The sequence below is a fragment of the Streptomyces sp. NPDC088785 genome, from assembly GCF_044750685.1.
In the GTDB taxonomy this organism is placed as follows: domain Bacteria; phylum Actinomycetota; class Actinomycetes; order Streptomycetales; family Streptomycetaceae; genus Streptomyces.
Genome location: NZ_JBIVKH010000005.1, coordinates 119,654 through 137,600, shown reverse-complemented (window position 1 = coordinate 137,600; position 17,947 = coordinate 119,654). Strand labels below are relative to the sequence as shown.

General features: G+C 68.2%; 14 protein-coding genes and 1 pseudogene. 7 read left to right on the top strand and 8 right to left on the bottom strand.

The annotated features are described in order from the left end of the window. Nucleotides 1-57 precede the first annotated feature (57 nt). From ACIP5K_RS17720 to ACIP5K_RS17710, 3 genes are read right to left on the bottom strand one after another with little or no spacing between them, the layout of a single operon-like run. Nucleotides 58-255 carry a hypothetical protein gene (locus ACIP5K_RS17720; RefSeq protein WP_401410454.1) on the bottom strand — a complete coding sequence of 66 codons (198 nt, stop codon included), beginning with the start codon at nt 253-255 and terminating at the stop codon, nt 58-60. 3 nt (nt 256-258) lie between these two features. Further along, a complete protein-coding gene (locus ACIP5K_RS17715; RefSeq protein ID WP_401410452.1) occupies nt 259-390 on the bottom strand; it encodes a hypothetical protein in 132 nt (43 codons plus the stop codon). Between the two features lie 20 nt (nt 391-410). Further along, nucleotides 411-3,701 (bottom strand): RHS repeat-associated core domain-containing protein, encoded by a 3,291-nt coding sequence (locus ACIP5K_RS17710; protein ID WP_401410450.1) that lies wholly within the window; start codon nt 3,699-3,701, stop codon nt 411-413. 321 nt (nt 3,702-4,022) lie between these two features. Here ACIP5K_RS17710 and ACIP5K_RS17705 point away from each other — a divergent pair, with 321 nt between their 5' ends. After that, a complete protein-coding gene (locus ACIP5K_RS17705) occupies nt 4,023-4,676 on the top strand; it encodes a dihydrofolate reductase family protein (RefSeq protein WP_401410448.1) in 654 nt (217 codons plus the stop codon). A 13-nt stretch (nt 4,677-4,689) separates the two neighbouring features. On the opposite strand, the gene infA is transcribed toward ACIP5K_RS17705, so the two are convergent. The 4 genes from infA to ACIP5K_RS17685 form a co-directional block, all read right to left on the bottom strand. Next, complete coding sequence (gene infA, locus ACIP5K_RS17700) at nt 4,690-4,914, bottom strand: translation initiation factor IF-1 (protein WP_365569308.1); 225 nt, start codon at nt 4,912-4,914, stop codon at nt 4,690-4,692. Continuing rightward, a complete protein-coding gene (locus tag ACIP5K_RS17695) occupies nt 4,914-5,678 on the bottom strand; it encodes a GNAT family N-acetyltransferase (protein WP_401410446.1) in 765 nt (254 codons plus the stop codon). The genes infA and ACIP5K_RS17695 overlap by 1 nt, the downstream gene beginning before the upstream one ends. 179 nt (nt 5,679-5,857) lie before the next feature. Further along, the gene (locus ACIP5K_RS17690; protein ID WP_401410444.1) at nt 5,858-6,097 is read right to left on the bottom strand and encodes a DUF397 domain-containing protein; all 240 of its coding nucleotides are present in this window, start codon (nt 6,095-6,097) and stop codon (nt 5,858-5,860) included. Then, entirely contained in the window at nt 6,094-6,918 is an 825-nt protein-coding gene (locus ACIP5K_RS17685) for a Scr1 family TA system antitoxin-like transcriptional regulator (protein WP_401410443.1), read from the bottom strand. The genes ACIP5K_RS17690 and ACIP5K_RS17685 overlap by 4 nt, the downstream gene beginning before the upstream one ends. Nucleotides 6,919-7,032: 114 nt before the next feature. On the opposite strand from ACIP5K_RS17685, the pseudogene ACIP5K_RS17680 reads away from it, so the two are divergent. Then, nucleotides 7,033-7,416, top strand: a pseudogene (locus tag ACIP5K_RS17680) (ATP-binding protein); the annotation flags it as partial. A 62-nt stretch (nt 7,417-7,478) separates the two neighbouring features. Here ACIP5K_RS17680 and ACIP5K_RS17675 read toward each other — a convergent pair. Further along, nucleotides 7,479-11,315 carry a GH92 family glycosyl hydrolase gene (locus ACIP5K_RS17675; RefSeq protein ID WP_401410441.1) on the bottom strand — a complete coding sequence of 1,279 codons (3,837 nt, stop codon included), beginning with the start codon at nt 11,313-11,315 and terminating at the stop codon, nt 7,479-7,481. 516 nt (nt 11,316-11,831) lie between these two features. On the opposite strand from ACIP5K_RS17675, the gene ngcE reads away from it, so the two are divergent. From ngcE to ACIP5K_RS17650, 5 genes are all read left to right on the top strand, one after another. Continuing rightward, entirely contained in the window at nt 11,832-13,280 is a 1,449-nt protein-coding gene (gene ngcE / locus ACIP5K_RS17670) for an N-acetylglucosamine/diacetylchitobiose ABC transporter substrate-binding protein (RefSeq protein ID WP_401410440.1), read from the top strand. 75 nt (nt 13,281-13,355) lie between these two features. Further along, a complete protein-coding gene (locus ACIP5K_RS17665) occupies nt 13,356-14,279 on the top strand; it encodes a carbohydrate ABC transporter permease (protein ID WP_401410438.1) in 924 nt (307 codons plus the stop codon). After that, on the top strand, nt 14,279-15,211 hold the full coding sequence (locus tag ACIP5K_RS17660) for a carbohydrate ABC transporter permease (RefSeq protein ID WP_401410436.1): 933 nt from the start codon (nt 14,279-14,281) through the stop codon (nt 15,209-15,211). Before ACIP5K_RS17665 ends, ACIP5K_RS17660 begins: the two co-directional genes overlap by 1 nt. 228 nt (nt 15,212-15,439) lie before the next feature. Continuing rightward, the gene (locus ACIP5K_RS17655) at nt 15,440-16,651 is read left to right on the top strand and encodes an ROK family transcriptional regulator (protein WP_401410434.1); all 1,212 of its coding nucleotides are present in this window, start codon (nt 15,440-15,442) and stop codon (nt 16,649-16,651) included. 133 nt (nt 16,652-16,784) lie between these two features. Then, nucleotides 16,785-17,900 (top strand): sugar ABC transporter substrate-binding protein, encoded by a 1,116-nt coding sequence (locus ACIP5K_RS17650; protein ID WP_401410827.1) that lies wholly within the window; start codon nt 16,785-16,787, stop codon nt 17,898-17,900. The last annotated feature ends 47 nt before the right edge of the window (nt 17,901-17,947 follow it).

The window sequence follows — 17,947 nt, the reverse complement described above, 5'->3', positions numbered from 1 at the left end:
GTACGCCCGCTCCGCCGCGGCGGACCGTCAGCGGCCTGTCAGCGGACCGTCAGCGGACTAGGCGGACCCCACCACGCCGGCGGCGAAGAGGATTCCGAGTACCGCCAGCGCCGTGCCGATGAGACGGAAGGCGACGGTGTTGGAGCCCTCGAAGCGCCTGCCCGCGCGCGTGCCGAGGGTGCGGGCGAGGCCCGGCCCCGCGATGGCCATGAAGAGGCCGAACGCGGCGATGATGATGCCGACCAGGATGTTCACGGGTCACCTGCGCCGCTTCTTCATGAGCCGGATGCCCAGGATGACCGCGAACAGGAGGAACAGGCCGATCGCGAGGTAGGGGGACCACGAGGGTCCGTCCGCGCGTCCGTCTGCCAGGGGCAGGACTGCGTTCATATCCGTCTCCGAAATCCCATCTACCAGGTGTACTTGGCGGCTGCCGAGCACTTCCCGGAGCTTCCACCGGTTCCGACGCTCTCGGAACCGTCGGTCGAGACACCGAGCTCCGCGGGACCGATTCCGCAGGAGACCTCTCCGGTCCAGCTGCCGCCGTCCGCCGATCCGGAGGCCAGGCTCGCGTCGGCGCTGGCTCCCGGGCTGCCCACGCCGAACTGCACGTAGGGGTGGAGGCTTCCGTCCTCGTTCACGCTCACCCCGCCGCCGACGCACAGGACGTCGCAGAGCTCGCCCCCGATGTCCAGGGAGAGCAGGCCCTGCGGGTCGATCCGGTTGACGGGGTCGCCCTCGGCGTAGAGGTAGGGGTTCTTCTCCTGGCCGGAGGGATCGGTCTGGGTGAAGCGGCCGGTGCGGGTGTCGTAGTAGCGGGCACCCATGTGGTACATGTCCGTCGGGTCCTGGTAGGAGCCGGCGAAGCGGTAGGGCTGGCTGACGCCCGCGTTCTCGGTCGGGGTGGTGACACCGCGCGGGCTGTAGCGGTACGAGGCCACCTTGGCGCCCGATCCGTCGGCGAGGGCGACGGTGGAGCCGAGGGCGTCGGTCAGGTAGTAGTAGCTCTTGCCGCTACGGGTCATGGAGTTCAAGGTGCCCTGCGGGCTGCGGATGAATCCCGTGTCCAGACCGGCGGTGGTGGACGCCGACAGGCCCACCGGCCCGTTGTGGAAGACGGTCTCGCCGAGCTTGACGCGCTCGCTGCTGTCCGTGGAGGCGTACTGCCCGGCCCGCGCGGTGCCGCCCGTGGTGATCGAGGACAGCTGGGAGAAGTCCGTGTACGTCTCGGCGGTGCGGGCGACGTCACTGGCGCCCGCGGTCTCGTTGCCGATCTTGTCGTAGGACCAGCCGGCCGCCGAGCCGTTCTTGGTGATCAGCTCGCTCGCGTCGTCGTAGGTGTACGTCGTGCCGCGCGGGCAGCCCTTCGTGGTGCCCTGCGAGGTGAGGTTGCCGGCGGCGTCGTAGCAGTACTGCCAGGTCTCCACCGTGGTGGAGCCCTTGGTCTCGGCCGCATAGGAGAAGCGGCCCGCGTCCGAGTACTCGAAGGTCCGCTTCGTGCCCGCGACCGCGTCCGTCGAGGTGCGGATCTTGGTGCCGTCGGTGTTCGAGGCGCCGTAGGTGTACGTGTAGGACAGGTCGACCAGGGTGCCCTGGGGCGAGGTGACCTTGATCTGCTGGGGCCGGTCGGAGTTGTCCGGCGTCACCGTGCGGACCGTCCCGCCGGGGTAGTTGGTGGTCTTCAGCGTGTCGTTGTTGGTGTACGTGTACGTGGTGCTCTTGCCGTCCGGCGGGGTCAGCGTCGTCATCCGGTTGGCGTGGTCGTACTGGTAGACCGTCTTGCCCTGCGGGTCCTGGTAGGACTCGACGTTGCCGTCCGCCGTGTACGTCAGCACGGTCTGCGAGCCGTCCTGGAGGGTGCGGACGGTCTCCCGGGACAGCGGGTCGAACTGGTAGCTCTGGGTCCCGGTGCCGTCCGTGCGCTGGGTCAGGTTGCCGTCGCCGTCGTAGGTGTAGGTGACCGTGGCGGTGGGGCCGGTGACCTTGGTGACGCGGTCGCGGTTGTCGTAGGTGTAGGCCAGCGTCACCCCGCGGCCGTCGGTGACGGCGGCCGGGCGGCCCTTGTCGTCGTACACGTACGTCGTGACGCCCTGCGGGGAGGGCGGGGTGACCGTCTTCAGGTTGCCCTTGTCGTCGTAGGCGAAGCTGGTCTTCTTGTCCCGCGCGTCCTCGACCGAGCAGGGCTGGCCCTCGAAGCCGCCGCAGCTCGGGGTCGCCTTGTTGTAGACGAAGTCGCGGGTGCCGCCGTCCTCGCCGGACACGGCGACCGAGGTGGTGTTGCCGACCGTGTCGTACTTGTACGTCGCCTTGCTGCCGTCCGCCGTGGACATCGTGCCGGGCAGGTCGGAACCGGCGATCGTCTGGTAGCCGCCCATCGTGCCGGTGGCGCCGGTGGGCAGCTTGGCGCTGGTGGGGTTGTTGCGGCCGTCCCAGCCGTACGTGGTCTCGTTGCCGCCGCTGCCGTCGCTCCCGGTGCCCATGGCGTCGGTGGCGGTCTTCACGTTGTGGTTGTCGTCGTAGCCGTCCGAGCGGTGGTGGCCGAGCGGGTCGGTCACCTTGGAGACCTCGCCGTCGCCGTCGTGCTCGTACTTCGTGGCGTCCCCGAGCGGGTCGGTCACGATCGTCGTCCCGGCCGCGGTCGCGTCACCCTCGGAGTACGTGTACCGGTAGGTGGGCCCGGTCGTGGCGTCGGCGCTGGTGGCGCGGAGCATGCTCGTCACGCGGTCGGCCGTGTCGTAGGTGAACTTGGTGATCCGGTTCTCCGGCGTGGTGATCTTCGTGACCCGGTTCGAGCCGTCGTACGAGAACAGGGTCTTCTTGCCGGTGGTGTCGGTGAGGACCCGCAGGTTGTCGTACCCGTCGAGGTCGTAGCGCACCGTGCGGCCCGCGTTGTCGGTGGCGTCCCAGCGCAGCTTGTCGACGGTCTTCTTCAGCTCGACCCAGCGGCCGGACCGGGTGTCGGTGACCTTGAAGCCGCCGGAGGCGTTCTGGGCGACGGAGAACACGCCGTGGTTCTTGTCCGTGATCTTCGTCAGCGAGCCGTCGCCGGCGTAGGTGTCCTTGGACCCGGACTTGCGGTCGGTCAGCGTCCAGGTGCCGTCGCCGTTCTTGGTGAGGTCCTTGGAGTAGCCGGCCGGGGTCGTCCAGGCGGTCCCCGACCTGGTGAAGGTGAGGGCGGCGCCCGAGCTGTCGTAGACGGTGGCCGTGTCGCCCGAGTCGACCAGCTTGCGCTCGTAATTGAGCCACCACCGCCGGGCCACGCGGCCGTAGGAGGAGTCCATCGAGTTGTACGTCTGCGCGAGCTGGAGCTGGTTGCCGACGCCGGCGATGTCGAAGCTGGTCGACGCCAGCATCAGGTTGCCGGTCGAGTAGTTGACCCGCGCGACCAGCGCGTCCGTGATCCTGAAGCCGGAGATGCGGTGCCAGGGAACCGCGCCCTGCCCCTGCGGGACCCCCGCCGCGGCGATCCGTCCGGCCGCCTGCGGCTCCTTGTTCGCCGGCGGTGTGGTCGTACCGACCTTGACCGGCGGGATCGCGTAGTGCGTGTCCTTGCCCCAGGCCGACGCCGGACCCTCGGCCGCCGCCGAGGTGGTCGCCGGGAGCAGGGACAGGGTGACGGCGCCGGACGCGAGGACCGCGAACGCCGCCGATCTCAGCTTCTTCTCCGCACGCCGGGGGCGCACACCCCGTATTTGTCGCATCAGAACTTCCCCCACTGGAAAAAACAAACCTCGTGGACCCCGATGGTCACGAAGGGCACACAAGTTCGCACAAGAAACACACAAGTCGGCGGTCGTGCCCCGGGAGGGAAGATCTACACGGTGCGGAACAAGCCCTTCCTGATCACGGTGAATCGTCACCGATGACCAGAATCGATGATCTTGGGCAACGGTTTCCATGGGGCACATGCGCACGGCCGAGACTGAACATGGCTGAAAACCGCGCACGGCGCGCCGCGTTGGCGATGAGTTCCGGGGGCGGGGAGAGTCGGAGCAGTGTCGTCCGCGATCCAGGAGGAACCCATGTCATCGCAGTTGCTGCGCGTCCAGAACTTCAACGTCTCGGGGGACGGATTCGGGGCGGGGGACGGGCAGAGTTTCGAGCGGCCGTTCGGGCATGCCGATCCGCGGGTCCTGATGGCCTGGTGCGGCCGGACCGCCAGCTGGCTGATGCGCTCCGAGCCCGGCGGCAGCCGCGGCCTCGACGACTACCTGGTCCGGGACTACGCCCGCAACATCGGCGCCGAGATCATGGGCCGCGGCAAGTTCGGCCCGCAGAAGGGGCCCTGGGAGGACCACGAGTGGCAGGGGTGGTGGGACGACGAGCCGCCGTTCCGGACGCCGGTCTTCGTCATGACCCACCACACCCGGCCCTCGATCACTCTCTCCGACACGACGTTCCACTTCGTCGACGCCGACCCGGCCACCGTCCTCGCCCGGGCGCGCGAGGCGGCCCAGGGCAAGGACGTGCGGCTCGGCGGCGGGGCCACGGTCATCCGCGAGTTCCTCGACGCCGACCTCGTCGACACGCTGCACGTCGCCGTGTCACCGGGCGTGAAGCTCGGCTCGGGCTCCCGGCTGTGGGAGTCGCCGGACGAGCTGCGCGACCGCTTCCACGTCGACGTGGTGCCGAGTCCGGGCGGCAGCGTCGTCCATCACCTGTTCTGGCGGAAGTGAGCGCCGCGGCAGGTCAGTTGCGGTACCGGTAGAGGATCCGGCCGCGCGTCAGGTCGTAGGGGCTCAGCTCCACGAGCACCCGGTCGAACGGCAGGATCTTGATGTAGTTCTTGCGGATCTTGCCGCTGATATGCGCGAGCACCTTGTGCCCGTTGGTCAGCTCCACCTGGAACGTGGCGTTGCGCAGGCACTCGGTGACGGTGCCCTCGATCTCGATTCCCGGGTTTGTCTTCGGCATCAGTGAAGTACGACCTCCAGATTGGTTCCGACGCGTTCCGCGCCGATGGTGTCGAACAGGGCGGCGGCGGCCGTGTTGACCGCGCCGATCTCGGCCGTGGCCAGCAGGGCCCCCGACCGGTGCAGTGTGCCCAGCACGTCGGCCAGGAGCGCCCGCGCGATCCCGCGCCGCTGCCGGTCGGCGCGCACGGCGAGCAGTCCGATCCTGGGCTGCCGGGGGACCGGCGCCACCCGCATCAACCCCACGTACCGGTCGCCCTCGGCGGCCACCGCGTACTTCGTCGGGTCGATCACGGTGGCGTCGTCCAGGCGCGGCAGCACCTCGGCCGGCATCTCCCGCCAGCCGAGGGTGGCCTCCACCTCGGCCCGGACCGTACGGTCCAGCTCGCGCAGGGGGTCCTTCTCCGCCGCGCCGAGGGGGAGGATCGTCACGCCCCGCGGCGGCCGTGCCGCACCGAGTCCCGTGCGCTCCGGGTCGGTCGGCACGCGGTACACGTACTCGGTGCGCGCGGGCGAGAACCCCGCCCGCTCCCACTGGGACGCCAGCGCGGGGTCGGCCGTGTCGACCAGCGTGTAGAGCGGCCTCGGCAGCTCCGCCAGCATGGCCGCCGCGAGTGCGTCGAACGCCGTGTCGTGCCAGGAGTCGATGCTCAGGAAGGTCCGGCCGTCGTGCCTGCGCCAGGTCTCGCCCCGGCCGACCACTTCATCGTTCTCCAGCGCATGCCAGTGCCGGTCGGCCACGCGCGTGATCTCTGTGGTGTCCATAGGTCTCTGCCTCTCGGAATCGCCCAGTACGGGCGCTCCCGGCGACCTAGGTCAGTGGCCGGCCCGTGAGAATGAGGAGAGCACCCACGTGCGTACTGCGGTCATGGGTCCCACCTCCTCGGGCTGTGTCACGGTTCGCGGCTGACAGTAAGCGCCGCGCCACCGTCCCGTCCACTCCATTAAGCGCGGGGCAGTTCCAGGAAGGCCGCCCAGGCGCTGGGCGCCACCGTGAAGTGGGGGCCGTCCGTGTTCTTGGAGTCGCGGATGTGGATGGCGGTGGCGTGGGCGGCGACTTCGACGCACTGACCGCCCTCGTCGCCGCTGTAGCTCGACTTCCGCCAGTGGTAGGCCACTTCGAGGCACTGGCCGCCTTCGCTGCCGCTGTAGCTCGACTTGAACCAGTTCCGTGCGGTGTTCATCGGTCTCCTAGCAGCCGGTCCAGCAGGCCCTTGGACTGCTCAGGTGTCAGGGCCTGTGATCGCAGCATCGCATACTTGCGGGCCAGGATGGACACTTCGTCCGGGGTGGAGACCCACTGGCTGCCGCGCTGCGACTCCGTGTACGCGAGCTGCTGATGCTCGGGGGTTTCCAGGAGGGTGAAGGCTCCGTTGAGTCCGGCATGTGTCGGTGAGTCCAAGGGCAGGAACTGCAATGCCAGGCCGGGCAGTTCAGCACACGAGCGCAGGTGCCGCAGTTGCTCCATGCGCGCCAGCGGGTCGAGATACGCCAGCTTCAGCGTGGCCTCCCAGACGACGAAGCTCAGCGTCGGCGGGTACTTGCGGTGCAGGATCTCTTGGCGCTCGACGCGCGCCGCCGTCTTGGTAGCGATCTCGTCCTCGTCGTACGCGGGCACGCGGTTGCGCAGCACCGTGCGGGCGCACTCCTCGGTCTGGAGGATGCCGGGCACAGCCAGGACGTCGTACCAGGACAGCGCGATGGCCTCCCGCTCATGCGCCATGTACTGCTCGGCGTAGAGCGGGAACTGGTCGATCTCCGGCATGGCCTGCACCGCCGTCACCAACGCACCCTTGGTGTCGAGGAGTTGATCCATCTGGCGGGCGGTGTCCAGGAGGAGCGGCCGTCTGCCTTGCTCGTACGCGGCGATGGTGGACTCGGCGATCACCAGTCGCTCACCGAGCGCCGCCTGCGTGAACCCGGCTGACCTGCGGAACAGGGCGAGCAGCTCACCGACCATCCTCAACGCCGACGGATTCCTCGGCGGACGCTTCCCAGGGCTCATGACGGTCAATCTCCCCGCCCCCACTCTCCCTCGACCCCACTCGAACCCCGACAAAAAATCTGTCGGGGTCCACGTACTGTCCCGAGTGAATCACTCTCCGCAACATTTCCGTCCATGAACCCGCAATCCCGCGAACGCTTCTACCGCCGAGAACGCCAAGCCGTCCCGGCCGCCCGCGCCTTCGCCCGGGCCGCCCTCACGGCCTGGCAGAAGACGTCCCGCGCGGACGACATCCTGCTCTGCGTCAGCGAGTTGACGACCAACGCGCTCCTCCACGGCGTCCCGCCCGGCCGGGGCTTCCTGCTGCGGATCACCCACGACGAGGGCAGCGGCACCGTCCGCGTGGAGGTCCACGACAGCGGCACCGGAACCCCGGCCGTCCCCGAGCGGAGCGCCACCGCCGAGAACGGCCGTGGCCTGCTGCTCGTCGAGGCGCTGGCCGCCACGTGGGGCGTGGGGGAGCGGGACCCCGGGAAAGTCGTGTGGTGCGAGTTCGGGCCGGGGACGGCACAGACCCCGCCGGAAGATCCCGACGGGGCCCGCACCTGGCACGGAGCCGACTACGACAGCAGCTCCACCTCCGCGACCGTCGCCGCGCCACCCGTGAACACCAGGCGGTAGTGCGCGTACGCACCCGGCTTCGGCACCGAGAACGCCCGGGTCTGCTTGTCCCAGGCGAAGGACTCGCCGGACCGCTCGTCGATCGTCTTCCAGGACGATCCGTCGGCCGACGCCTCCAGCTTCCAGCCCGTCGGGGCCTTCGCGTGGTCGCCGGACGTCAGCGTGTACTGCACAGCCTTCGTGCCGTCGGACGCGACCGGCAGGTCCGCCGACTCGACGCTCGCCGACGTGGCCGAGGTGTTGTCGAACAGCGGGCCCGAGCCGGTGATCGCGTCCTTGCGGGGCGAGGGCACCTCGTCGTCCTTGGTGATCGACGTGGGCGCCGCGTCCGCCCCCGTGCCCCACTTCGACGGCTTGTCGCCCATGGCGAACTCGACGACACCGCCCTTGGAGACGACCGAGTTCGGCAGCGAGGTCTTCGACCAGGTCTTGCCGTTGACCTTCACGCCCTGCACGTAGATGTTCTTCGCGCTGTTCTTCGGCGCCTTCACGACCAGGTCGCGGCCGTTCTCCAGGTGCAGGGTCATCTTGGTGAACTGCGGGGAGCCGATGGCGTATTCGCCGCTGCCCATGACGAGCGGGTAGAAGCCCATGGAGGAGAAGAGGTACCAGGCCGACTGCTCGCCGTTGTCCTCGTCGCCGTGGTAGCCCTGCCCGATCTCCGAACCGGTGTAGAGGCGGGACAGCACCTCACGCACGTTCTGCTGCGTCTTCCACGGTTGGCCGGCCGCGTCGTACATGTACGTGACGTGGTGCGCGACCTGGTTGGAGTGGCCGTACATGCCCATGCGCACGTCACGCGCCTCGGTCATCTCGTGGATGACCCCGCCGTACGACCCGGCGACGTCCGCCGAACCGGTCTCCGGCGTCGCGAAGTACGTGTCCAGCTTCTTCGCGAGGCCGTCCTTGCCGCCGTACAGGTTCGCGAGGCCCTTGCTGTCCTGCACCGCGGTGAACGCATAGCCCCACGCGTTCGTCTCGGTGTAGTCGTAGCCCCAGACCGCCGGGTCGAAGTCCTGCGACTTCACCCGCCAGTTCCCCTTGGCGTCCTTGCCCTGGAAGAAGCCCGTACCGGCGGCCTTGTCGTCGAACATGTTGACGTAGTCGCGGGCCCGGTTGAGGAAGTACTCCGACTCCTCCCGGTACTGCTTCTTGCCGGTCTTCTTGTAGAGGGCCTGGCCCATCTGCGCGATGCCGTAGTCGTTCAGATAGCCCTCAAGAGCCCAGGACAGGCCCTCGTGGGTGTCCGTCGACGTGTAGCCGAGGAACGGGGAGGTGTCCATGCCCTTGCGGCCCACACCCGACTGCGGCGGCACCACGGTCGCGTTCTTCACGGCCGCCTTGTAGGCGTCCTCCGCGTCGAAGTCGACGCCCTTCACGTACGCGTCGGCGAACGCCACGTCCGACGACGTGCCCGTCATCAGGTCCGCGTACCCCGGCGAGGACCAGCGGGAGATCCAGCCGCCGTCCTTGTACTGCTGCACGAACCCGTCGACCATCTCGCCCGCCCGGTCCGGCGTGAGCAGCGAGTACGCGGGCCAGGTCGTCCGATAGGTGTCCCAGAAGCCGTTGTTGACGTACGGCTTGCCCTCGACGATCTTCGCGCCGGTGTGCGTCGGCGTGTCGGGACCCGTCATCGCGGAGAACGGCGACGCGTACTTGAACGTCGGCTTCCCCTGGGAACGGACCTTCTCGAAGGCCGAGTTGGGGTACAGGTACAGGCGGTACAGCGAGGAGTACAGCGTCGTGAGCTGGTCCTGCGTGGCGCCCTCGACCTCCACCCGGTTCATGATCCGGTCCCACTGCGCGCGCGCCGCGTTCTTCACCGAGGTGAAGGAGCGGTTCGCGGGCAGCTCCTGCGCCAGGTTGTCCTTCGCCTGGTCGATGGAGATCAGCGAGGTCGCCAGGCGCAGCGTCACCGTGCGGTCCCTGCCCGCGTCGAAGGTGAAGTGGCCCTTCACGCCGGACGCGTCCGCGTCCTCGACCGCCTTGTCGAAGACGCCGTAGACGAACAGGCGCGTGGCGCCCGTCGACAGGCCCGACTTCACGTCCGAGTAGCCGGTGACGACACGGTTGTCCTTGTCGAGCGTCAGACCGCCCTGCTCCGAGACATTGTCGAAGACGACGCTCGCGTCGGCGCCCGGATAGCTGAAGCGCAGCGCCGCCGCGTGGTCGGTCGGCGCCATCTCCGCGCGCACGCCGTTCTCGAACGTCACGCCGTAGTAGTACGGGCGGGCCGTCTCGTTGTCGTGCTTGAACGGCAGCGCCCGGCCGGAGCGCGAGGTGTCCAGCGCGTCGCCGGTCTTCGCCGACGGCATGATCTGGAACGTCTGCCGGTCACCCATCCACGGGCTCGGCTCGTGGCTCGCCGCCAGCGCCTCCATGGTGGGCAGGTTGTCCGCGTTGTTGTCGCGCGCGTAGTCGTACAGCCAGCTGTCCGAGCCCGCGTTCGTCACCGGCGTCCAGAAGTTGAACCCGTTCGGGACGGCCGTCGCCGGGAACGTGTTGCCGCGCGAGAAGCCGCCGCTGGAGTTCGTCCCGCGGGTCGTCGACGCGTAGTCGCTCAGGTGCGCCTTCGGAGCGGCCGTGGCAGCCCGCTTCACCGCGATGTCGTCGAGCCAGCCGCGGAACTTCGCCGGGCCCTTCGCCGAGTCGTACCCGACGAGTATCCGGTCGATCGTCTTGCCGGCCGCGACCGAGCCGATCGACGACTTCACGGCGTTCCACTGGTTGACGTAGAGCCGCTTGGCGTCGCCCTGGCCCGTCGGGGTCAGCAGGCCGCCGTGGGAGTCGACCGCCTTCAGGCCGCTCAGGTACGTGCCGTCGGTGAAGGCGAGGTCGACCGCGACGTTCGTGGCGTCGTAGTCGCGGTCGCCGTCCGCCATCTGCGGGAAGATCTTGTACGACAGCTCGGTGTTCCGCGCGACCTTCACATCGACGTCGAAGACCTTGTTGTACGAGTACGCGCGGCCGTCCGTCTTGTGCGTGCCCGCGTAGCGCAGCGCGTACTTGCCGGTGAAGCCCGCCCCGGCCTTGGCCGTCGGCGAGCCGCTGGGGCCCTTGTCGACGAGCGAGAGCATGTCCTCGGGCGCCGGCGCCTGCTCGTCACCCGTCGACAGCTGGAGATCGGCCAGCTGCGTCGCGTCGCCCGCGCCGTTGTTCTTCGTGAACTCGACGCGGAAATGGGCGTATTCGGCCGGCTTCTCCAGCTCGTACTTCTTCGTCTGGTACCGCTTGTCGAAACTCTCGCCGGTGCGGGAGTCGAGAGTGGTCCAGTCCTTTCCGTCCGCCGAGCCCGTGAGGACCCAGTCCTTCGGGTCGCGCTCGTCGTGGTCGTTGGCCGACGTCAGGTTGTAGTTGGTGATCTTGAGCGCGGTGTCGAGGTCGTACTCGACCCAGGCGGTCGGCGTGAACGCCAGCCACTTCGTGCTCGACTCGCCGTCCGCGAGGTTGGCCGCGCCCTCGCCGCTGCCGCTGTTCTCACCGCTGGCCCGGACCTCGGTCACATGGCCGTTCACATTGCCCGGAACTCCACCGGTGTAGGCGCCGTCGACCCCGGACGCCCTTTTGCTGCCGTCCGGTGCGGTGTCGACCGTGTTCAGCCAGTCGGGGGCGGGTTGCCCCGCTTCGAAGGAGGAGCTGAACTCCCGGTCGGTGTGCGGCTTGTGGGGTGCCGCCGCGACGGCGGCCCCCTGCCCGGCCGCCGTCAGCACCAGTGCGGCCGCGCCCAGGGCGGCCGTGGAGGCGAATCTGTGTCTGGTTCCTCTGCCTTGCATGGAGCGTGCACCCTCCGGCCACGTCGACAACGTTGTCAGTTCGCTGCGCAAGGTCCAGTAGGGCGTCAAGTGACGGTTGGTGTCAAGGGTGTTGAAAGTCAGTGCGAACGAAGATCACCGGAGTCGCATTCCGGGCTCTGCGTACAGGCTTTGTAGACAAGGAAGTTGGGACGCTCGACAACGCCCGCCGTGCGGCTTATTTCCGGGAGGTCTCAACTCGGAAAAGACCGGCGTCCAAACCTGCATTCGATCTTGCCCCGCTCACAGGGAGTGGACTATACCTGTCGGCGTCCGGCCCGGCCCGAATTCAGGCCGCGGCGGACCGGGGGGCGGGGGGAGACGGCGGGGCGCGTGGAGCGCCCCGGGATCCGTGCATCTTCAGGCGTCCCGACACATTGCGCACCACCCAGCTCCATCTGCGTTCCCCCTGAACAGGGGCACAACACAGCACATCACCGCGGTGCCGGGGAGGATCCGGTTCACCGCCTGAGTCCTGGAGAAGGCGAGGACTTGAGCATGGGATCCACTTCCGACCAGCACGGTAACGGTGGCGTCGACCGGCGCACCCTGATCAAGCGTTCCGCGGCGCTCGGCATCGCCGCCGTGCCGGCCGCCGGTCTGCTGTCCGCGTGTGCGAGCGGTGACAGCGGCAGCGACGACAAGGTCAAGAAGGGCACGAAGTCCAAGGACAACCCGCTGGCGGTCAACGCCGGCGCGGCCCTGTCCGTGGTCATCTTCGACGGCGGCTTCGGCACGAAGTACGCCACCGACGCCAACGCCCAGTACAAGAAGGCGTTCCCGAAGGCGAAGGTCTCCTTCCACGCCACGCAGAAGATCCAGTCCGAGCTCCAGCCGAAGTTCAACGGCGGCACCCCGCCGGACCTGATCGACAACTCGGGCGCCGAGCAGATGGACATGGGCGTTCTCGTCGGCAAGAAGCAGCTGACCGACCTGACCCCGCTGCTGGACGCGCCGTCCATCGACGACCCGAACAAGAAGGTCCGCGACACGCTGCGGCCCGGCATCGTCGAGATGGGCCAGTTCGACGGCGACCCGGTGTGGATCATGTACTACGCGTACACGGTCTACGGCGTCTGGTACTCGCAGACCGCCCTGGACAAGCTGGACGCGCAGTACCCCGAGGACTGGGACGCGATGCTCGCCCTGTGCGCCAAGGCGAAGAAGAAGGGCATCGCCGGCTGGACGTACGCGGGCAAGTACCCGTACTACCTGCCGTTCTCGCTCTACCCGTTCATCGCCAAGATCGGCGGCCGCGAGGTTCTCGACAAGATCGACAACCTGGAGCCGAACGCGTGGAAGGACCCGGCCGTCAAGGCCGCCTTCGAGGCGTACTACGAGCTCTTCAAGAAGGGCTACATCCTCAAGGGCACGCCCGGCATCGACCACATCCAGTCGCAGACCGAGTGGGCCAAGGGCAAGGCGCTGTTCATCCCGAACGGCTCCTGGGTCGAGAACGAGTCGGCGAAGGTCATCCCCAAGGACTTCAACCTCCAGGTCGGCGCCCCCACCGGCCTCGACTCCAGCGACAAGATGCCGTTCGGCACCATCTGGGCGTCCGGCGGCGAGCCGTTCATCGTCCCGGCCAAGGCGGCGAACGCCGAGGGCGGCATGGAGCAGCTGCGCATCATGCTCAGCGAGGCCTCGTCGAAGAACTTCACCAGCCAGGTCAAGTCGCTGTCGGCCTTCAACGGCGGCACCGACGGCATCGAGCTGACCCCGGGCCTGAAGTCCGGCGTCGCGGCGCTGGAGAAGGCCGGCGACAACGTCGTCAACCCGCGTCTCCAGGACTGGTACGTCAAGCTCCAGAAGGAGCAGATCGGCGTCGCCGGTCTCGGCGAGATGATGGCGGGCCGCCTCACCCCGGCCGAGGCCATCAAGAAGATCCAGGGCTACGCCGACGCGGCCGCCAAGGACCAGTCGATCAAGCACTACAAGCACCAGTAAGCGACAGGCGGAAGAACAGCACGTGCGCACATGTCCACTGGTGCGGCACCCGCACAGCGATCGGGGTCGGTAACCATGCAACACGGCAAGTACCGCTTCATTGTGGGGTTCTTGGTGGCCCCCCTGGCGTTGTACGCCATCTTCGTCATCTGGCCGTTCATCCAGTCGATCTACTACTCGTTCACCGACTGGACCGGCCTGAGCCCCGACTTCAAGATGGTGGGCTTCGACAACTACACACGCATGCTGCACGACGACATCTTCTGGAAGTCGTTGCAGCACAGTGTGCTCTTCGTCGTGCTGTTGCCGCTGGTGACACTGAGCCTCGCGCTGTTCTTCGCCTTCATGCTGAACGTCGGCGGGCGGCGCCGTAAGGGCGCCGCCGTCGCCGGCGTCCGCGGCACCGGCTTCTACAAGATCGCGTACTTCTTCCCGCAGGTGCTCTCGGTCACGATCGTCTCCCTGCTCTTCCGCTTCATCTACAACCCCAACGGCGGGTTGCTGAACTCGGCGCTCGACGCCGTCGGCCTCGGCAGCTTCCAGCCCCAGTGGCTGGGCGACCCGACCTGGGCGCTGTGGGCGGTCATGGCCGTCCTGGTGTGGAGCACCGTCGGCTTCTTCGTCGTGCTCTTCTCCGCGGGCATGGCCTCCATCCCGAAGGACTTCTACGAGGCGGCCCTGCTCGACGGCGCGAGCCGCGTCACGACCTTCTTCAGGATCACCCTGCCGCTGCTGTGGGACACCATCCAGTCCGGCTGGGTCTACATGGGCATCCTCGCCCTCGGCGCGGAGGCGTTCTCGGCGGTCAACATCATGACCGTCGGCCCCGGCGGCCCCGACTACTCGACCACCGTGCTGCCGCTGTACGTGTACCAGTCGGCGTTCCGTGACGCGAACGCCGCCTACGCGACCACCATCGGCGTCGCCCTCCTCATCGTCACGCTGCTGTTCGCGGCGATCGTGATGCGTCTTGGCCGGCGCGATCGGCTGGAGTACTGATGAAGACCACTGACACCCCGCCCCCCGCCGACCCGAAGACGGACGCCGCCGGGCGCGTCCCCGGACAGCGCACGGGCGAGCGGGCCGCCCCCGACCCGGGGAAGAGCATCACCGGCAGCACCCTGAACGTCTTCTCGCACGGCGTCCTGATCATCTGGGCGATCATGGTCGTGCTGCCGCTGCTCTGGGCGGTCATGACGTCCTTCAAGGACGACAACTCCATCCTGAGCGATCCGTGGTCGCTGCCCGACAAGCTGCACTTCGACAACTGGTCCCGCGCCTGGTCGTCGGCGCACATGAGCGAGTACTTCCTCAACACGATCATCGTGGTGGGCTGCTCGCTGGTCGGCACCCTGGTGCTCGGCTCGATGGCGGCCTACGTCCTGGCGCGCTTCGAGTTCCCCGGCAACCGGTTCATCTACTTCCTGTTCGTCGGCGGCATGAGCTTCCCGATCATGCTGGCCCTGGTGCCGTTGTTCTACGTCATGAACAACATGCAGCTGCTGAACACGATCCCCGGCCTGATCCTGGCCTACATCGCGTACTCGCTGCCGTTCACGGTGTTCTTCCTGACGTCCTTCTTCCGGACGCTGCCGTCGTCGATCGCGGAGGCGGCCTTCGTCGACGGCGCCTCCCACACCCGTACGTTCTTCCAGATCATGCTGCCGATGGCCAAGCCCGGCCTGATCAGCGTGGGCATCTTCAACTTCCTCGGCCAGTGGAACCAGTACATGCTGCCGACGGTCCTCTTCAACGGGGACAAGAAGGTCCTCGCCCAGGGCCTGGTCGAGCTGGCCACCAGCCAGGGCTACAAGGGCGACTACTCCGGGCTCTTCGCGGGCCTGGTGATGGCGATGCTGCCCATCCTGGCCGCGTACATCGTCTTCCAGCGACAGGTGGTGGCGGGGCTCACGGCGGGGGCGCTCAAGTAGCGCTCCCCACCGCCGCGCGACCGGGCTCCGGCCCCGGAGGGAAGGCCCTCCGGGGCCGGAGCCCTGCGTGTGAGGGGGATACCGGCGGTAGCCCGGGGCGGACACGGCCTGGAACCGATTTCCCTCAAGGGCTTGACGCCACTGGCCGGTTCAGCAGAGCTTGGAGTTCATAACTTGTACAAGGTTCGGTCACCCAGGGTGACGCGAGCCACGGATAAGGGTGGGTCAATGGAGACTCCGGGGTCGCAGTCGTCGCTGCACCGGGCCAATCTGGAGCGGGTCGTGCGCGCCGTACGCCTCGCCGGATCGCTCACGCAGGCGGAGATCGCGAGGACGACGGGCCTGTCCGCGGCGACCGTCTCCAACATCGTCCGGGAGCTCAAGGACGGGGGGACGGTCGAGGTGACCCCCACCTCGGCCGGGGGACGCAGGGCCCGCAGCGTCTCGCTCAGCGGCGACGCGGGCATCGTGATCGGTGTCGACTTCGGCCACACGCACCTGCGGGTGGCCATCGGCAACCTCGCGCACCAGGTGCTCGCCGAGGAGTCCGAGCCGCTGGACGTGGACGCGTCCGCCGCGCAGGGCTTCGACCGGGCCGAGGAGCTGGTCGAGCGCCTGATCGCGGCGACCGGCGTGGACCGCACCAAGGTCGCCGGGGTCGGGCTCGGCGTACCCGGCCCCATCGACGTGGAGAGCGGCACGCTGGGCTCCACCTCGATCCTGCCGGGCTGGACCGGCACCCGGCCCGCCGAGGAGCTGAGCAGGCGGCTCGGCGTCCCGGTGCACGTGGACAACGACGCCAACCTGGGCGCGCTCGGCGAGCTGGTCTGGGGGAGCGGGCGCGGGGTCAGGGACCTCGCCTACATCAAGGTCGCCAGCGGGGTCGGCTCCGGCCTGGTGATCGACGGGACGATCTACCGGGGCCCGGGGGGCACCGCCGGCGAGATCGGGCACATCACGCTCGACGAGTCGGGCCCGGTCTGCCGCTGCGGCAACCGCGGCTGCCTGGAGACCTTCACCGCGGCCCGCTATGTCCTGCCGCTGCTCCAGTCGAGCCACGGCACCGACCTGACCATGGAGGGCGTCGTGCGGCTCGCGCGCGACGGCGACCCCGGCTGCCGCCGCGTCATCGCGGACGTGGGCCGGCACATCGGCTCCGGCGTGGCCAATCTCTGCAATCTGCTCAACCCCAGCAGGGTCGTCCTCGGGGGCGACCTGGCGGAGGCCGGTGAGCTGGTCCTGGGGCCCATCAGGGAGTCCGTGAGCCGCTACGCGATCCCCAGCGCCGCCCGCCAACTCTCGGTCCTCCCGGGGGCGTTGGGCGGCCGCGCGGAGGTGCTCGGGGCGCTCGCCCTGGCACTGAGTGAAATGGGCGATTCGACCCTTTTGGAAGGGATTGGCGGGGGCTCTGTTCCCGCGGCTACACCTGCCTTCACTTAGAGAACGCATGACACCGTTGCCATCTCGTTAAGTATTTACTCCTTGACGCTTGTGTTGCGGCCGAGTTGACTCCCAGCTACCTCGGCCGCAACGACGCGGCCTCGTCAGGGAGGTTTCTGAAGTGAACACGCAGATGCGTCGTGCGGCCTTTGCTTTCTGTGCCACCGCCATGGCTGTCTCTCTCGCCGCCTGCGGCTCCGCCAAGGAGTCCAAGGACGACGGCGACAAGGCGAGCAGCGGCTCCAAGAAGGGCGACGCCCTCACCGTGGGCCTGCTGCTTCCGGAGAACCAGACGGCTCGCTACGAGAAGTTCGACAAGCCGATCATCGAGAAGCAGATATCGGAGCTCACCAAGGGCAAGGGCAAGGTCGAGTACCTCAACGCCAAGCAGGACGCCTCGCTCCAGTCGCAGCAGATCGACACCATGATCACCAAGAAGGTCGACGTCCTGATCCTGGACGCGGTCGACTACAAGGCGGTCGCCAACGGCGTCAAGAAGGCCAAGGACGCGGGCATCCCCGTCGTCGCCTACGACCGCCTGGCCGAGGGCCCGATCGCCGCCTACACCTCGTTCGACAACACCGAGGTCGGCAAGACCCAGGGCAAGGCCCTGCTCGACGCCATGGGCTCGGACGCCAAGGCCAGCTCCAAGATCGTCATGATGAACGGCGCGATCACCGACCCGAACGCCAAGCAGTTCAAGGACGGCGCGCTCTCGGTGCTCAAGGGCAAGGTGGACATCGCCAAGTCCTACGACACCAAGGAGTGGAAGCCGGAGAACGCCAACGCCAACATGGAAGGCGCCATCTCCGCGATCGGCAAGGACAAGATCAAGGGCGTCTACTCCGCCAACGACGGCATGGCCGGCGGCATCATCACCGCGCTCAAGGGCGCGGGTCTGAGCAAGCTCCCGCCGGTCACCGGCCAGGACGCCGAGCTCGCCGGTGTGCAGCGCATCGTCACCGGCGACCAGAACATGTCGGTCTTCAAGTCGTACCCGCAGGAGGCCGAGACCGTCGCCAAGATGGCCGTCGCGGTCGCCAAGACCGGCAAGATCGACTCGGCCGGCCTGACCACCAGCACGGTCGACAGCGGCACCGACAAGGGCATCCCGTCCGTCATCGTGCCCGTCGTCTCCCTGACCCAGAAGAACATCAAGGAGACGGTCATCGACCAGGGCTACTACACCCTGGACGAGATCTGCACGGCCAAGTACAAGGCCGCCTGCGACAAGGCCGGCCTCAAGTAACAGGCCGTCCGGAGTCACCGGGGGCGGTCCGGTCGTCCGACCCGACG

Excerpts from the sequence above, each read along its gene's own strand:
- ACIP5K_RS17715 (WP_401410452.1), bottom strand. The coding sequence starts at position 390 with ATGAACGCAGTCCTGCCCCTGGCAGACGGACGCGCGGACGGACCCTCG.
- ACIP5K_RS17710 (WP_401410450.1), bottom strand. The coding sequence starts at position 3,701 with ATGCGACAAATACGGGGTGTGCGCCCCCGGCGTGCGGAGAAGAAGCTG.
- ACIP5K_RS17705 (WP_401410448.1), top strand. The coding sequence starts at position 4,023 with ATGTCATCGCAGTTGCTGCGCGTCCAGAACTTCAACGTCTCGGGGGAC.
- infA (WP_365569308.1), bottom strand. The coding sequence starts at position 4,914 with ATGCCGAAGACAAACCCGGGAATCGAGATCGAGGGCACCGTCACCGAG.
- ACIP5K_RS17695 (WP_401410446.1), bottom strand. The coding sequence starts at position 5,678 with ATGGACACCACAGAGATCACGCGCGTGGCCGACCGGCACTGGCATGCG.
- ACIP5K_RS17690 (WP_401410444.1), bottom strand. The coding sequence starts at position 6,097 with ATGAACACCGCACGGAACTGGTTCAAGTCGAGCTACAGCGGCAGCGAA.
- ACIP5K_RS17685 (WP_401410443.1), bottom strand. The coding sequence starts at position 6,918 with ATGAGCCCTGGGAAGCGTCCGCCGAGGAATCCGTCGGCGTTGAGGATG.
- ACIP5K_RS17675 (WP_401410441.1), bottom strand. The coding sequence starts at position 11,315 with ATGCAAGGCAGAGGAACCAGACACAGATTCGCCTCCACGGCCGCCCTG.
- ngcE (WP_401410440.1), top strand. The coding sequence starts at position 11,832 with ATGGGATCCACTTCCGACCAGCACGGTAACGGTGGCGTCGACCGGCGC.
- ACIP5K_RS17665 (WP_401410438.1), top strand. The coding sequence starts at position 13,356 with ATGCAACACGGCAAGTACCGCTTCATTGTGGGGTTCTTGGTGGCCCCC.
- ACIP5K_RS17660 (WP_401410436.1), top strand. The coding sequence starts at position 14,279 with ATGAAGACCACTGACACCCCGCCCCCCGCCGACCCGAAGACGGACGCC.
- ACIP5K_RS17655 (WP_401410434.1), top strand. The coding sequence starts at position 15,440 with ATGGAGACTCCGGGGTCGCAGTCGTCGCTGCACCGGGCCAATCTGGAG.
- ACIP5K_RS17650 (WP_401410827.1), top strand. The coding sequence starts at position 16,785 with ATGCGTCGTGCGGCCTTTGCTTTCTGTGCCACCGCCATGGCTGTCTCT.